The organism is Kribbella sp. NPDC004875, from assembly GCF_042873375.1.
Lineage (GTDB): Bacteria > Actinomycetota > Actinomycetes > Propionibacteriales > Kribbellaceae > Kribbella.
In genome coordinates this window covers 717,561-731,688 of sequence record NZ_JBIALI010000006.1, presented here as the reverse complement: position 1 = coordinate 731,688, position 14,128 = coordinate 717,561, and the positions used below count along the sequence as shown (strand labels likewise).

General features: G+C 68.5%; 14 protein-coding genes. 6 read left to right on the top strand and 8 right to left on the bottom strand.

Annotated features, from left to right (window positions below):
- Nucleotides 1-62 precede the first annotated feature (62 nt).
- Genes ACFYRH_RS34080 through ACFYRH_RS34070 form a run of 3 tightly spaced genes read right to left on the bottom strand, consistent with a single transcriptional unit; the run spans nt 63 to nt 5,171 of the window.
- Nucleotides 63-2,210, bottom strand: a complete 2,148-nt coding sequence (locus tag ACFYRH_RS34080) for an acetate--CoA ligase family protein (RefSeq protein WP_387783860.1) — start codon at nt 2,208-2,210, stop codon at nt 63-65.
- A gap of 13 nt (nt 2,211-2,223) precedes the next feature.
- Nucleotides 2,224-3,450 carry a formyl-CoA transferase gene (gene frc / locus ACFYRH_RS34075; RefSeq protein WP_387783858.1) on the bottom strand — a complete coding sequence of 409 codons (1,227 nt, stop codon included), beginning with the start codon at nt 3,448-3,450 and terminating at the stop codon, nt 2,224-2,226.
- Nucleotides 3,451-3,461: 11 nt separating this feature from the next.
- Nucleotides 3,462-5,171 (bottom strand): thiamine pyrophosphate-binding protein, encoded by a 1,710-nt coding sequence (locus ACFYRH_RS34070; protein WP_387783856.1) that lies wholly within the window; start codon nt 5,169-5,171, stop codon nt 3,462-3,464.
- Between the two features lie 123 nt (nt 5,172-5,294).
- Here ACFYRH_RS34070 and ACFYRH_RS34065 point away from each other — a divergent pair, with 123 nt between their 5' ends.
- Nucleotides 5,295-5,564, top strand: a complete 270-nt coding sequence (locus ACFYRH_RS34065) for a hypothetical protein (protein WP_387783854.1) — start codon at nt 5,295-5,297, stop codon at nt 5,562-5,564.
- Here the strand turns inward: ACFYRH_RS34065 and ACFYRH_RS34060 are convergent.
- Together ACFYRH_RS34060 and ACFYRH_RS34055 are read right to left on the bottom strand one after the other, a co-directional pair.
- Nucleotides 5,504-6,046, bottom strand: coding sequence for a hypothetical protein (locus ACFYRH_RS34060; protein ID WP_387783853.1), 543 nt, complete (start codon nt 6,044-6,046; stop codon nt 5,504-5,506). The two genes, ACFYRH_RS34065 and ACFYRH_RS34060, sit on opposite strands and share 61 nt — an antisense overlap.
- A gap of 38 nt (nt 6,047-6,084) precedes the next feature.
- Nucleotides 6,085-7,434, bottom strand: coding sequence for an OFA family MFS transporter (locus tag ACFYRH_RS34055; RefSeq protein ID WP_387783852.1), 1,350 nt, complete (start codon nt 7,432-7,434; stop codon nt 6,085-6,087).
- Nucleotides 7,435-7,588: 154 nt separating this feature from the next.
- On the opposite strand from ACFYRH_RS34055, the gene sucC reads away from it, so the two are divergent.
- Together sucC and sucD are read left to right on the top strand one after the other, a co-directional pair.
- Nucleotides 7,589-8,734: an ADP-forming succinate--CoA ligase subunit beta gene (sucC, locus tag ACFYRH_RS34050; RefSeq protein WP_387783851.1), complete on the top strand. Its 1,146-nt coding sequence runs from the start codon at nt 7,589-7,591 to the stop codon at nt 8,732-8,734.
- Between the two features lie 2 nt (nt 8,735-8,736).
- Nucleotides 8,737-9,636, top strand: coding sequence for a succinate--CoA ligase subunit alpha (gene sucD / locus ACFYRH_RS34045; RefSeq protein WP_387783849.1), 900 nt, complete (start codon nt 8,737-8,739; stop codon nt 9,634-9,636).
- Here the strand turns inward: sucD and ACFYRH_RS34040 are convergent.
- Together ACFYRH_RS34040 and ACFYRH_RS34035 are read right to left on the bottom strand one after the other, a co-directional pair.
- The gene (locus ACFYRH_RS34040) at nt 9,621-10,610 is read right to left on the bottom strand and encodes a LacI family DNA-binding transcriptional regulator (RefSeq protein WP_387783847.1); all 990 of its coding nucleotides are present in this window, start codon (nt 10,608-10,610) and stop codon (nt 9,621-9,623) included. The two genes, sucD and ACFYRH_RS34040, sit on opposite strands and share 16 nt — an antisense overlap.
- Before the next feature lie 178 nt (nt 10,611-10,788).
- Nucleotides 10,789-11,760 (bottom strand): 2-dehydropantoate 2-reductase, encoded by a 972-nt coding sequence (locus ACFYRH_RS34035; protein WP_387783846.1) that lies wholly within the window; start codon nt 11,758-11,760, stop codon nt 10,789-10,791.
- A 188-nt stretch (nt 11,761-11,948) separates the two neighbouring features.
- Here ACFYRH_RS34035 and ACFYRH_RS34030 point away from each other — a divergent pair, with 188 nt between their 5' ends.
- The 3 genes from ACFYRH_RS34030 (at nt 11,949) to ACFYRH_RS34020 (ending at nt 13,623) form a co-directional block, all read left to right on the top strand.
- On the top strand, nt 11,949-12,503 hold the full coding sequence (locus ACFYRH_RS34030) for a dihydrofolate reductase family protein (protein ID WP_387783844.1): 555 nt from the start codon (nt 11,949-11,951) through the stop codon (nt 12,501-12,503).
- Nucleotides 12,504-12,517: 14 nt separating this feature from the next.
- The gene (locus ACFYRH_RS34025; RefSeq protein WP_387783843.1) at nt 12,518-13,324 is read left to right on the top strand and encodes a hypothetical protein; all 807 of its coding nucleotides are present in this window, start codon (nt 12,518-12,520) and stop codon (nt 13,322-13,324) included.
- Between the two features lie 95 nt (nt 13,325-13,419).
- Nucleotides 13,420-13,623: a cold-shock protein gene (locus ACFYRH_RS34020; protein ID WP_130381366.1), complete on the top strand. Its 204-nt coding sequence runs from the start codon at nt 13,420-13,422 to the stop codon at nt 13,621-13,623.
- 23 nt (nt 13,624-13,646) lie between these two features.
- On the opposite strand, the gene ACFYRH_RS34015 is transcribed toward ACFYRH_RS34020, so the two are convergent.
- Entirely contained in the window at nt 13,647-14,099 is a 453-nt protein-coding gene (locus tag ACFYRH_RS34015; protein ID WP_387783842.1) for a GNAT family N-acetyltransferase, read from the bottom strand.
- Between the last annotated feature and the right edge of the window lie 29 nt (nt 14,100-14,128).

Below are 14,128 nucleotides of genomic sequence, written 5' to 3'. Positions count from 1 at the left end.
CGGACTCCTAAGATTGACGCCAACTAGCTGACTACCACACCCCCGCGGACTGCTTCCTCCAATCAACTGCGGCCGAGCGGCCCGGCGTTGCGGGCCCAGCGATACTTGGCACCGAGCACCTGGACGGGGGTCTCGGTCGTGTACGGGTACGCGACCACACCGTGGTCGAACAGGTACCGGCTGGCTTCCTCCACCTCGACGTCACCGGACAGCGAGGCGACCACCGGCTTGTCGATGCCCTTGGCCCGGAACTCCTCGACGACCTCGGCAACGAGCTTCGCGAACACCATCGGCGGCGTCACGATCGTGTGCCAGTAGCCCAGGATCAGGGAGTGGATCCGCTCGTCGGACAGCCCGAGCGCGATCGTGTTCCGGTACGTCGCCGGCGGTTCGCCACCCGTGATGTCGACCGGGTTGCCGGCCGCCCCGAACGGCGGGATGAACGTCCGGAACGCCGCGTCCAGGTCGTCCGGGATGTCCATCAGCGTCAGCCCGGCGTCCACACAGGCATCCGACAGCAGTACGCCGGACCCGCCCGCGCCGGTGATGATCACGACGTTCTCGCCCTGCGGCGTCGGTAGCAGCGGGATGCCACGGGCGTACTGGAGCATCTCGTTCAGTCCCGGCGCCCGGACCACACCGCTCTGCCGGAGGATGTCGTCGTACACCTTGTCGTTGCCGGCCAGGGCGCCGGTGTGCGAGCTGGCGGCCCGCGCGCCCAGGGAGGTACGACCGGCCTTCAGTACGACGACCGGCTTCTTCTTCGACACCCGGGCCGCCGTCTCGGCGAACGCCCGGCCGTCCTTCAGGTCCTCGAGGTGCATGGCGATCAGGTTGGTGTTGTCGTCGTTCTCGAAGAAGGTCAGGAGGTCATCCTCGTCGATGTCGGCCTTGTTGCCTACTCCAACGATCGCGGAGACGCCCATCCGGCTGGACCGGCTGAACCCGAGGATCGCCATCCCGATGCCTCCGCTCTGTGACGAGAGCGCGACACTGCCCTTGACGTCGTACGGCGTACAGAACGTCGCGCAGAGGCTCTCGGGCAGGTAGTAGTACCCGTAGATGTTCGGCCCGAGGATGCGCACGTTGTGCTTGCGGGCGATCGCGACGACCTCGTCCTGCAACGCCTGCTCACCGGTCTCGGCGAACCCCGACGGGATCAGGATCGCGCCCGCGACGCCCTTCTCCCCGCACTGCTCGAGCGCCCCGGCGACGAACTTGGCCGGTACGGCGAACACCGCCACGTCGACCGCACCCGGTACGTCGAGGACGGACGCGTACGCCGTGCGCCCGAGGACCTCGCCGCCCTTCGGGTTGATCGGGTAGATGTCACCGGCGTACCCGCCGTTGACCAGGTTCTTCATCACCGAGTTGCCGATCTTGCCGTCCTCGTTGGACGCCCCGATCACGGCGACCGCGTGGGGCCGCATGATCCGAGTCATCGCGGCCAGGATCTCCTCGGAGCTATACCGCTCGACCGGTTTGCCGGCCTCGGCGTCGACGATGATCCGCAAGTCCACCGCGGTCGCGCCGTCCGGCCCGGCGAGCACCGGGTTCAGATCCACTTCGGCGAACTCCGGGAAATCGGTGACGAGGTCCGACAACCGGCGTACGAGGTCTCCGAGCGCGTTCTTGTCGACCGGCTGCGCACCGCGGACACCCTCGAGCATCTCGCGGGCGCCGATCGCGTCGATCATCGCCCGCGCCTCGGCGTCACCGAGCGGAGCCAACCGGAAGGTGACGTCCTTCAGCACCTCGACGAGTACGCCGCCCAGCCCGAACGCCACGACCTTGCCGAACGTCGGGTCGGTGACCGCGCCGACGATGACCTCCTGCACGTCACCGCCCGTCACCAGCATCTTCTGCACCTGGACGCCGGTGATCTCCGCCTCGGCCTTGTAGGTTCGCGCGTTGGCCAGGATCTTGTCGAACGCGTCGCGCGCGGCGTCCGCGCTGTCGACGCCGACCACCACACCGCCGGCGTCGGTCTTGTGCAGGATGTCCGGCGAGACGATCTTCAGGACGACGGGGAAGCCGATCCCAGCGGCGAGCTCCGCTGCGCGCTCGGCAGTCGTGGCCAGCCCCTCGCCCGGCGTCGGGATGCCGTACGCGTCGGCGACCAGCTTGGCCTCGGGTGCGCTCAGCGAGGTGCGGCCGTCCGCCAGAGCCTGGTCGAGGACGGTGCGGACTGCTGCCTTGTCGTAGCTCATCTGCTCTCCCACGTCAGATCACGCCGGCGGTCTTCAGGTCGTCGAGCTCGCCTTCGGAGATCCCGAGCGAGCCGTAGATGGCGGAGTTGTGTTCTCCGAGTCCGGGTGAGGTCCGCACCGTGACCGGCGAGTCGGACAGCCTGATCGGGCAGCCGACGGTCTTGAACGTTCCGCGCTGCGGGTGCTCGACCTCGACCACCGCGCCGAGGTCGGCGAGCGTCGAGTCCTCGATCAGCTCCCGGGTGGACATGATCGGCCCGCACGGCACGTTCAGCGCGTTGAGCTTGTCCATCACCTCGAACTTGGTGTGCTGCTCGGTCCATTGCTCGATCAGCGCGAACATCTTGTCGAGCTTGTCGAGCCGCGCGGCCGGTGTCGCCCAGTCCGGGTCCTCGGCCAGCTCCGGCTTGCCGATCAACTGAGCGATCGGCGCCCAGCCCGGCGGCTGCACGATCACGTAGATGTAGTCGTTCGGGCCGCCCGGCGCGCATCGCAGCGCCCAGCCGGGCTGACCGCCGCCGGACGCGTTGCCGGAGCGCGGGACCTCGTCGCCGAAGTTGTCGTTCGGGTACTCGCGCAGCGGTCCGTGGGTCAGCCGCTGCTGGTCACGCAGCTTGACCCGGGTGAGATTCAGGACGGCTTCCTGCATCGCCACGGTGACCCGTTGACCCTTACCGGTGTTCGTCCGCTGGAGCAGTGCGGCGAGGATGCCGGCCACCAGGTGGATCCCGGTGCCCGAGTCGCCGATCTGGGCCCCGGTCGCGGTCGGCGGTCCGTCCTCGAACCCCGTCGTACTCATCGCGCCGCCCATCGCCTGGGCGACCACCTCGTAGGCCTTGAAGTTCTCGTAGCGGCCGGGGCCGAAGCCCTTGATCGAGGCGAAGACCAGGCGCGGGTTGAGCTCCTGCAGGCGTTCCCAGGTGAAGCCCATCCGGTCGATCGCGCCGGGCGCGAAGTTCTCCACCAGGACGTCGGAGTTCTTGACCAGGTCGGTGAAGATCTCCTTGCCGCGGCCGGACTTCAGGTTCAGCGTGATGCTGCGCTTGTTGCAGTTCAGCATCGTGAAGTAGAGGCTGTCGACGTCGGGCAGGTCGCGCAGCTGCTGGCGGGTGATGTCGCCGGTCGGGGCCTCGAGCTTGATCACGTCGGCGCCGAGCCAGGCGAGGATCTGGGTGCAGGACGGTCCGGACTGCACGTGGGTCATGTCGAGAACACGGACACCTTCGAGGGCCTTGCTCATGCGGGTCCCCTTTACTTGTACATGGTCTGGTTCATGGTTCCGGGGGCGTAGGCGTCCGGGTCGACCCAGACGTTGATCAGCGACGGCAGCCCCGACTCGCGGGCCCGGAGCAGCGCCGGCCCGATGTCGGCGGGGTCGCGAACCTCCTCGCCGTACCCGCCGAGCATCCGGGCGAACTCGTCGTACTTGACGTCACCGAGGGTGTTGCCGACCCGGCCGCGGTCCTTGCCGTACTTCGCTTCCTGGCCGTAGCGGATCTGGTTCATCGACGAGTTGTTGCCGACGACACCGACGAACGGGAGGTTGTAGCGCACCAGCGTCTCGAAGTCCCACCCGGTCAGCGAGAACGCGCCGTCGCCGAACAGCGCGACCACTTCCTTGTCCGGTCGCGCGTACTTCGCCGCGAGCACGAACGGGATCCCGACGCCGAGCGTGCCGAGCGGTCCCGGGTCCATCCAGTGACCGGGCGACTTCGGCTGCACGACGCCGCCGGAGAACGTGACGATGTCGCCGCCGTCTCCGATGTAGATCGAGTCCTCGGTGAGGAACTCGTTGATCTCGTGCGCTAGCCGCAGCGGGTGGATCGGGTTCGCGTCCGAGAGCTGCCGCGGCAGCCGCTTCTGGTACGCCGCGTTCTCCTCGGCCCGCAGCTCGGCGAACCAGGCCTTGCGATCCGTCTTCTGCAACCGGCCGGACGCCGCCTGCGCGACCGCGGCGAGGATCGCCCCCGGATCGCCGACCAGACCGAGGTCGATGTCGCGGTTCTTCCCGACGGTGCGGTAGTCGAGATCGATCTGTACGACGGTGGCGCTCTTCGGGAGCCGGCGCCCGTACCCCATCCGGAAGTCGAACGGGGTGCCGACGATCAGGATCAGGTCGGCGTTGTTGAACCCGTACCGCCGCGACAGGTGGAAGTGGTGCGGGTCGCCGGGCGGCAGCGTGCCGCGGGCGGAACCGTTCATGAAGGCCGGGATGTCGAGGTCCCGGACGAAGTCGATCGCCGCCTGACTTCCGCGCGAGGTCCACACCTGCGACCCGAGCAGTACGACGGGCTTCTCGGCGCGGACGAGCAGATCGGCCAGCGCCTCCACGCTCGCGGGGTCGCCGATGCTCTTCGTCGACGCCCGGTAGTGGCCGGCCTCGGGGACCGTCGCGGACTCGACCGGCACCGAGTTGTCCAGGATGTCGCGCGGGATCTCCAGGAACGACGGGCCGGGCGCGCCGTTGTAGCACTCGCGGAACGCCATCGACACCATGTCGGCGGCGCGTGCGGTGTGCGGCACGGTCGCGGCGAACTTGGTGATCGGAGTCATCATGTCGACGTGCGGCAGGTCCTGCAGGGACCCCATCTTGTGCTGGTTCAACGCGCCCTGGCCGCCGATCAGCAGCATCGGGCTCTCGGCCCGGAACGCGTTCGCGACCCCGGTGACCGCATCCGTCGTACCGGGGCCGGCGGTGACGACCGCGCAGCCGGGCTTGCCGGTGACCCGCGCGTACCCGTCGGCCGCGTGCGCGGCGACCTGCTCGTGGCGGACGTCGACCACCGCGATGCCCTCGTCGACGCAGCCGTCGTAGATGTCGATGATGTGACCGCCACAGAGCGTGAAGATCACGTCGATTCCCTCGGCCTTCAAGGCCTTCGCGACGAGATGCCCACCTGAGATCGTCTCCGGCTCCTTGACCTCTGCGACGGGGTGGGTCTCCGACACTGTCTGCGCCATCTGCAGTCATCTCCTCGGAAGGGCCGGGATCCGGCTTGAGTGTAGATTGCATACCGTATGGTGTAGTCGTAGTCTTATCCCAGGCGACAGCGGTTGTCCAGAGCTCGGCACCAGGAGGCTGCGATGACGATTTCCGACGAACTCGACCGGACCCGCACCGCACTGCTCACGCTGGAGAAATCCCTTATGGCGTTGAGGAATCGACTCGGACCGCATTTCGACGTACTGCGCCTGCTGGACGATCTGGAACGCTGTACTACGGACCTCGCCCGACTGGAACAACAGGTCCGCGCCCCGCGCCGGCACGAGCTCGTCGCGATCCCGGACGACGACTACGACCACGACTTCTGGGCCGACGCGGACCACGAGGGACTCGGCCGGACCGCTCCCTGAGTCGCCAGGCACAGCTTCAGCAAGCTCCGCAGTCGCACGTCGGGATTGCCGTCGGATGTCCGGGCGGTGATCGCGACGGCTTCCGCCGCCTGCTCGGTGGCGACGAACGTCCGGTAGAACGGTTCCCCCCATCGCCACCGCTTGACCGTGGGCAACCACCACCGCGCCGCTCCCCCAGGCCGTTCCTCCGCGCCGAGGAGATGCAATGCGGTCCGATGCGCACCGACCATTCGCCGCCGCTCGTCGCCGGTGAGCTCGCCGCTCGCGAGCGCCGTCGACGCACACAGCGACACCAGCCGCGCGGCCGACTCGAAGCCCGGAGCACTCGTGTCCAGGAATCGCGGGGCGAGCGGCAGCAGTTCACGTCGACCGGCCGAACTGCTGTGATCGTGCGCGGCCCGTGCCACCGCGCTCAGGACCGGATGCACGCACGCCGGCCGATCCGTCCATGGCTCCCGCGCCAGCCGCGACACCAGCTCCATCAGACACGGATCCGCCCGCTGCACTCTCCCGTAGCCGTTCACTCGCCCGCCACCGGCGTCCCGAGCTGCGGCCGCACCGGCAGTGCTGGCCGGCCGGGTTGTTTGAGGAACCGCACACTCAGTGCCGTGAGTACGCCGAGCAGCCCAGCGCCGACGAACAACGGTCGATAACCGACTGTCGCTGTCACCGACGCAGCGATACCGATCCCGAGCAGTCCACCGGCAGCCTTGGCGGAGTACAGGATCGCCTGGTTCTGGAGCAGGCTGTTCTCGCCGAAGAACTCGAGGACGAGGTTCGCCATGATCGCGTAGAACGCGCCACCGCCGAGCCCGGCGAACATCGCGCACACCACGAACGCCCATCCCGCGCCCGCCGTCACCAACCCGATGTGAGCGAACCCTTCGATCATCAGCACGGCCGCCAGCACCCGACGCCGGCCGAAACTGTCGGAGAGATGACCGGCGAACGACCGCCCGAATCCGTTGACCGCGGCGAGCATCCCGGCGGCGAACGCGGCAATTCCCATCCCGAGTCCGGCGCTCACCGCGTAACTGACCACGAAGGCGATGCCCAGCAGCGACAGCGCCGTACTGATTGCCAGCAGCAACCACATCAGCGGCAGCGCACCGGTCCGCAGGGCCTCGCCAGGACGATACTGCCGGACGGCGGGTGCGTTGTGCGGAATGCTGCGGTTCAGTTTCCGGTCGACGGCCCACGCCTGCGCGTCGAGCTCCGCGGGCCACCAGTGCCGCGGTGGATCCTTCAGCAGCCCACCCGCGATCAGCACGACCAGCACCGCCACCAGCGCGGTCAGGTCGAACACCGGCCCCAGGTGCGCGGGGAAGATCGCCAGCAGGGCGATACTCGGTACGGCGCCGACCGCGAAGCCACCGGTGACGAAACCGATCGTGGCGGTCCGCCGTTCGGGGAACCAGCGCGCCGACGTCGTGATGCACGCGGCGTACACGAGACCCGCGCCGGTGCCGCCGAGCAGCGCGTAGCCGACGACGAGCAGGAGATAGCTGTTCGCGTGCGCGAGCGTCACGAGTCCGACGGCAGCGAAGGCTCCGCCCAGGACGACCAGTTGAGTCGGCGAGGCGCGTCGTACCCGCTGGGCCCAGGCCGCGGGGATCGCGACGAGCGCTTGGCAGGCGACGAAGACCGCCAACAGCCACAGGGTGGGGGCGGCACCCCAGCCGCGATCGAGACCGAGGGCCGCGGTGCCGAAGGAGTACTGCAACGGGCTGATCGCGACCATGCAGGCCCAGGCCGCCCAGAGTTGCCAGCGCCGGGGGTGACCGGTCAGGTCCCGAGCGTCCTCACCGATCCGGTACCGCCGGCCGTAGACGTCACGTACGTCCCGGGGCGTGGGCATCACGTGATTCATGTCGCCTCCTGACTACTGCATACCGTATTAGATCTACATGTGATCTGTCGTACCCTTCCCGGCCGGAGCTGTCCAGACCTGAGGCGTTGCGACTGGCACTTGTTCGCAGATTGCATACCGAATACAGTCGTCACCACACACTCAGGGAGGCGACGTGGACCTGATGGAGTACCAAGCCAAGGAGCTGTTCGCCCGGCACGGCGTCCCGGTGACGCTCGGCCGCGTGATCGAGGATGCGGCCGATGCCGCGGCGGCCGCCGCCGATCTCGGCGGCCGGGTGGTGGTGAAGGCACAGGTCAAGACGGGCGGCCGCGGCAAGGCAGGCGGCGTGAAGCTGGCTGCCACTCCGGACGAGGCGGTGGCGAAAGCGGGCGAGATCCTCGGGATGGACATCAAGGGTCACACCGTGCGACGCGTGCTGCTCGCACCGGCCGCGGACATCGCCGAGGAGTACTACTTCTCGTTCCTGATCGATCGGGCGAATCGCGAGTACCTGTGCATCGCCAGCACGGAGGGCGGCGTCGAGATCGAGGAGGTCGCGCACACCGACCCGGACGCGATCGCGAAGGTGACGATCGATCCGGTCGTCGGTGTGGACGAGTCCAAGGCCGCCGAGATCGTGACCGCCGCGGGCTTTCCGGACGCGGCGGCGCCGGTCGTGCAGCGGCTGTGGGAGGTGTTCATCGCCGAAGACGCGTCACTGGTCGAGGTGAATCCGCTGGTCAAGCTCGGTGACGGGTCACTCGAGGCGCTCGACGGCAAGGTGACGCTGGACGACAACGCGGCGTACCGGCATCCGGAGCACGCGGACTTCGACGATCAGGCGGCCGCGGATCCGCTCGAGGCCGCGGCGCAGGCGAAGGGCCTGAACTACGTGAAGCTCGATGGTTCCGTCGGCATCATCGGCAACGGCGCCGGGCTGGTGATGTCCACGCTCGACGTGGTCGCGTACGCCGGCACGTCGGACGGCGTGAGACCGGCGAACTTCCTGGACATCGGGGGTGGCGCAAGCGCCGAGGTGATGGCCAACGGGCTCGGGATCATCCTGTCCGACCCGCAGGTGAAGAGCGTGTTCGTGAACGTGTTCGGCGGGATCACCGCCTGCGATGCGGTCGCGAACGGCATCGTGCAGGCGCTCGAACTGCTCGGCGACCAGGCCGGCAAACCGCTCGTCGTCCGGCTGGACGGCAACAACGTCGACGCGGGCCGCAAGATCCTTGCCAAGGCCAACCATCCGCTGGTGACCGTGGCCGACACGATGGACGACGCGGCCGCGCTGGCCGCGGCGAAGGGAGCGTAGGAATGGCGATCTTCCTGACCGAGAAGAGCCGGATCGTCGTCCAGGGGATGACCGGGTCCGAGGGACAGAAGCACACCAGCCGGATGCTTGCCGCCGGCACCACTGTGGTCGGCGGCGTGACACCGGGTAAGAGCGGTCAGTCGGTCGACTTCGCGAAAAGGTCGATCCCGGTGTACGGATCGTGCGCCGACGCGGTCGACGCGACCGGCGCCGACGTCTCGGTGGTGTTCGTGCCGCCGCGGTTCACCCGCGAGGCGGTGATCGAGGCCGTCGACGCCGGGATTCCGCTGGTCGTGGTGATCACCGAGGGCGTGCCGGTGCACGACACCGCCGCCTTCTTCGCCCATGCCCAGGCCAACGGCACCCGGGTGATCGGGCCGAACTGTCCCGGAATCATCACGCCGGGGCAGTCGAACGCGGGCATCATCCCGGCCGACATCGCCGGCCAGGGCCGGATCGGTCTGGTGTCGAAGTCCGGCACGCTGACCTACCAGATGATGTACGAGCTGCGGGACTTCGGGTTCTCGACCGCGATCGGTATCGGTGGTGACCCGATCATCGGGACCACGCACATCGACGCGTTGCAGGCGTTCCAGGACGACCCGGACACCGACGCGATCGTGATGATCGGTGAGATCGGTGGTGACGCCGAGGAGCGGGCGGCCGCGTTCATCAAGGAGAACGTGACCAAGCCGGTCGTCGGGTACGTCGCGGGCTTCACCGCACCGGAGGGCAAGACGATGGGTCACGCGGGCGCGATCGTGTCCGGCTCGTCCGGTACGGCGGCCGCGAAGCAGGAGGCCCTGGAAGCGGCCGGGGTCCGCGTCGGCAAGACCCCCACCGAGACCGCGACCCTCCTCCGAGCAACGCTCGTACCCGTGGAAGGTCAATCCCTGCGCTGACGCGGTGGGGCCGTGCTGAGGCGGAGGACGAGCTCGGTGGGTACGGCGATCGACGCGGGTGGCGGCTCGTCGGTCCTGAGCTCCGCGATCAGCGTGTCGACGCTGCGCCGGCCGATCTCCGCGAACGTCTGCCGGACGGTGGTGAGCGGCGGCCAGAAGTGCGCCGACTCCTCCATGTCGTCGAAACCGACCACGCTCACGTCGTCCGGCACAGCGCGGCCGCACTCATGCATAGCTCGCAACAGACCGAGAGCCATCTGGTCGTTCGCCACGAACACCGCGGTGACGTCCGCATTGGCCGCGAGCTGACACCCGACCTCGTAGCCGGACGTCGACGACCAGTCCCCGTGCAGCACCGGCGGAACGGGCCGACCGTGCTCGATCAGCGTCTGTTCCCAGGACTGCTGCCGGCGTTCCGCGGCGAACGACCGCCACGGTCCCCCGAGATGCCACACCGTCTCGTGCCCCAACGCGAGCAGGTGCTCGGTCGCCAGCCGCGCGCCCTGGTTCTGATCCGCGTCGACCATCGGGTAGCCGTAGTGCACGCTCGCATCCACCACCACGACCGGCAGTCCCGTCGGCAGCTGTACGTCGTCCAGCACATGCGCCTCGTTCAGTACGACGACACCGTCGACCGCCTGCTCACTCAGCCGGTCGAACGCATCGGTCACCGCCCGCTGACCGACCTCGAGCACCGGGCGCAGGTTCACCGAGTACCCCCGCGCGGTCGCCGCCGCGGCGATCGCGTCGAGCGTGCGCGTCGTACCGAAGGTGGACAGTTCGAAGACGATCACGCCGATGCTGCGGAACTCGCCGCTGCGTAGCGCTCGGGCGGCGCCGTTCGGGCGGTAACCGAGCTGGCGCATCGCGTCCTGGACGCGGGCGCGGGTGGCCGCGTCCACGTTCTGCCGGCCGTTCGCCACCCGGGACACGGTCTGCCCCGATACCCCGGCCAGCCGCGCGACGTCGGCCATCGACGGACCTCGGCGCCGCCTGCCTACAGTTCCCTCCACACTCCCGCTGACTGGCACTCCTGCCACCTCCCGTGTGTTTCGCAGTCTAGACATGTTTGCGTCAACACACCGCCATTCGGCGAGCCGGGAGAGATGGAACAGGTGGGCCCGGCGTCGCTGTGGCCGGGCCCACCTGGGCTCAGACGCCGACCTTGGTGGCGAGCAGGTCGGCGACCGCGTGCACGGCGCGCAGCGTCGGAGCCCGGGTGCCGGTGAGATCGGCGAGCTCGACGACGGCGGCGAGAATCACGTCGAGTTCGAGCGGCTTGTCGTTCTCCAGGTCCTGGAGCATCGACGTCTTGTGCCCGCCGACGCGTTCGGCACCGTCCAGCCGCTTGTCGACCGAGATGTCCGGATGGCAGCCGAGCGCGGCCGCGATCTCCAGGGACTCCTCCATCATCATCCGGACCATCTGGCGGGTGCCCTGGTGTGTCGCGATCTCCACCATCGTCGCTCGGGCGAGCGCACTGATCGGGTTGAACGCCGCGTTGCCGAGCAGCTTGATCCAGATGTCGTTGCGGATGTCCGCCTCGACCGGACACTTCAGTCCGCCGGCGATCATCGCCGTACTGAACTCCGCACACCGCGGCGACAGTCCGCCCGCGGGCTCGCCGATCGAGAACCGGGTGCCTTCCAGGTGCTGTACGACGCCTGGACCCGCGAGCTCGGTCGAGCAGTAGACGACGCAGCCGATCGCGCGGTCGAGGTCGAGTACTCGAGTGACGGCGCCACCCGGGTCGACAGATTCGATCCGGCGGCCCTCGTACGGGCCTTTCAGACCGTGGAAGTACCACCAGGGGATGCCGTTCTGGGCCGCGACCACGGCCGTGCGGTCGTGCAGCAGCGGGGCGAGCAACGGACCGGCGGTCGCGTACGAGTTCGCCTTGAGGCCGAGGAAGACGTAGTCGACCGGACCGATCTCGGCCGGGTCGTCGGTGGCCGGCGTCCGGGCCGTGAAGTCGCCGCGCGGGCTGCGGACGACGACCCCGCCGGAGCGGATCGCTTCCAGGTGCGCGCCACGGGCCACGAGGTGGACCTCGGTGCCACCACGGTGCAGTGCCGCGCCGACGTACGCACCGATCGCGCCGGCGCCGAGAACCGCAACTCTCATAGGGGTCCCTGCCTTCCCGGGTGGCTTGGTATACGGAATACAGTAGGCTGGAGGCAGAATGCGGTCAAGGTCACATCAGGCGGTAAGCGCTCGCCAGAAAAAGTTCCGGACGCACCGATGAATCGGGGCCGGCCCGCCGGTATGTACCTGCGAAAGCACTCGAAAGCACTCGAGAAGGAGCAGGAACCATGGGCCACGTCATCGTCATCTCGTTCGTCAGCATGGACGGCGTCGTCACCGACCCGGACGGCTCCGGCGGCACGCCGTTCGGCGGCTGGGCCTTCCGGCACGGGCCGGAGACCCACGGCGGGGACAAGTTCCGCCTCGGCGAGCTGATGGACAGCGGGGTGCTGCTGCTCGGCAAGGACACGTGGCAGCTGTTCAGCAAGCTCTGGCCGAACCGCACCGACGAGTTCTCCACCCGGATGAACAAGATGGCCAAGGTCGTCGCGTCGCACTCGCTGACCGACGTCTCGGTCTTCCCGAACTCGACACTGATGGAAGGCACGCTGACCGACTACGTGCGGTCGGAGCCGCGGACCATCGCGGTCACCGGCAGCCTGAGCGTGATCCACGCCCTGCAGGCCGCCGACCTCGTCGACGAGTACCGGCTGATGACACTCCCGTCGGTCGTCGGCGCCGGTGAGAAGCTGTTCGTGTCGTCGGACAAGCCGGTACACCTGAAGCTCGCCTCAGTGGTCCAGACTGGCGCCGCGTCGCTGGCCACCTACGTGCGGCCCTGAGGCACCATGGGTCGGTGACCTGGCCGGCGATGGTGTGGATCGGTGGAGCCCCGGGCGCAGGCAAGTCGACGATCGCCCGGGCGCTCGCGCGGCGGTGTGACCTCCCGCTGCACCCGATCGATCTGTGGACCTACGCGCACCTGGACCGGTTGCCACCGCTGCGGTCGCTGGCGGAGGACCTGGCCGAGGGACCGGAGTACGCCGCTGACGCGTTCGTCCGCAGCTCGCGATTGCGACTCGAACTGGTGGCCGAGGATGTCCGGGAGCGCGCGCTGGGCGACGTACCTGCACTGGTGGAGGGTCCGCAGCTCTTCCCGTCGATGGCGGACGGGGTCGACGCGGCAGTGTGGGCGGCAGTGTGGTTGGTTCCGGACGCCGAGCAGACCCGGAGGACGCGGGAAGAGCGGCTGGCTCGGGCGGAGGATCCCGCGGGCCGCTCGCGCTTGGAGGGGCTGCTGGCGCGGGACGCCGTACTCGCCGAGCTGATACGGCGGGAAGCCGCAGAGTGTGGGCGGTTGGTCGTAGAGGTCGCGGCTGAGCCGGAGTGGGCCCGTGTCTGTCGGGCCGTCGAGGACGCACTGGGGGCGCTGCCTCGACTACCGGCGGGTGCCGAGCTGAGTTGGCAGCGACGGTACGAGAACGAGGCGGCCTGCCGGCAGGGACGGTTGTGGCAGGCGGACATCGGGCTGGCCGAGCTGCCGCCGTACCCGTTCGCGTGTGAGTGCGGGACGTCCGGCTGCGCAGTGACCTGGTCGGGCACGCCGGACACGTACGAGATTCAGCGTCGGAACGGGTGGCTGGTGGCGCATTCCGCGTGCTAAAGTCTCCGACCGATGCAGTTTTGCAGTTCCACGTTCGTTTTCGAAGCGCCCGCGGATTTGTGATCCGCGGGCGTTTCGGCATTTCAGGAGTAGACATGGCTTTGGGAACAGTGAAGTGGTTCAACGGCGAGAAGGGCTTCGGCTTCATCTCCCAGGAGGACGGCGGTGCCGACGTGTTCGTGCACTACTCGGCGATCCAGACCCAGGGCTTCCGCTCCCTGGACGAGAACCAGCGGGTCGAGTTCGAGATCGCCCAGGGCCCGAAGGGCCTGCAGGCGGAGAACGTTCGCCCCGTCTGAGGTGAGCTGACGGCAGGCCCGGGTCACTCCGGGCCTGCCACCCACAGGTACTCGCCGTCTTCCAGCACGTCGGTGCGGTGAAGTCCTGATGCGGCTGCGACAGCAGCCGACGCGGTGTGATCCGGATGGACATGTGCGATGATCCGGACGATTTTTTGTGTCCGCAGCCAGGTGACCAGTCCCTGCGTTGCCTCTTTCGCGAAGCCCTGGCCCTGCCAGGCGGTGCCGATGACCCACGCGATTTCCGCGGTACTTCCAGTGATGGTTGCCTGGACGTACCCGATCAGCTCACCGTTGTAGTCGAGCACCCAGTTCAGCCACCGCTCGTCCGGACGGCTTGGCCCGGCCAGCTGCCGCCGGTACCGCGCCTCCAGTACGTCGGCACTCGGCGGCTCGCCGCCGGTGAACGTGTAGAGGCCGGGGTCGGACAGCACCTTGGCCATCGCAGCGGCGTACTCGACCTGGAGCGGGAGCATAGTCAGACGGTCTGTCGCGATCACCGGGC

Excerpts from the sequence above, each read along its gene's own strand:
- frc (WP_387783858.1), bottom strand. The coding sequence starts at position 3,450 with ATGAGCAAGGCCCTCGAAGGTGTCCGTGTTCTCGACATGACCCACGTG.
- ACFYRH_RS34015 (WP_387783842.1), bottom strand. The coding sequence starts at position 14,099 with ATGCTCCCGCTCCAGGTCGAGTACGCCGCTGCGATGGCCAAGGTGCTG.
- ACFYRH_RS34065 (WP_387783854.1), top strand. The coding sequence starts at position 5,295 with ATGACGATTTCCGACGAACTCGACCGGACCCGCACCGCACTGCTCACG.
- ACFYRH_RS34020 (WP_130381366.1), top strand. The coding sequence starts at position 13,420 with ATGGCTTTGGGAACAGTGAAGTGGTTCAACGGCGAGAAGGGCTTCGGC.
- ACFYRH_RS34080 (WP_387783860.1), bottom strand. The coding sequence starts at position 2,210 with ATGAGCTACGACAAGGCAGCAGTCCGCACCGTCCTCGACCAGGCTCTG.
- ACFYRH_RS34040 (WP_387783847.1), bottom strand. The coding sequence starts at position 10,610 with ATGGCCGACGTCGCGCGGCTGGCCGGGGTATCGGGGCAGACCGTGTCC.
- ACFYRH_RS34070 (WP_387783856.1), bottom strand. The coding sequence starts at position 5,171 with ATGGCGCAGACAGTGTCGGAGACCCACCCCGTCGCAGAGGTCAAGGAG.
- ACFYRH_RS34060 (WP_387783853.1), bottom strand. The coding sequence starts at position 6,046 with ATGGAGCTGGTGTCGCGGCTGGCGCGGGAGCCATGGACGGATCGGCCG.
- sucD (WP_387783849.1), top strand. The coding sequence starts at position 8,737 with ATGGCGATCTTCCTGACCGAGAAGAGCCGGATCGTCGTCCAGGGGATG.
- ACFYRH_RS34035 (WP_387783846.1), bottom strand. The coding sequence starts at position 11,760 with ATGAGAGTTGCGGTTCTCGGCGCCGGCGCGATCGGTGCGTACGTCGGC.
- ACFYRH_RS34055 (WP_387783852.1), bottom strand. The coding sequence starts at position 7,434 with ATGAATCACGTGATGCCCACGCCCCGGGACGTACGTGACGTCTACGGC.
- ACFYRH_RS34030 (WP_387783844.1), top strand. The coding sequence starts at position 11,949 with ATGGGCCACGTCATCGTCATCTCGTTCGTCAGCATGGACGGCGTCGTC.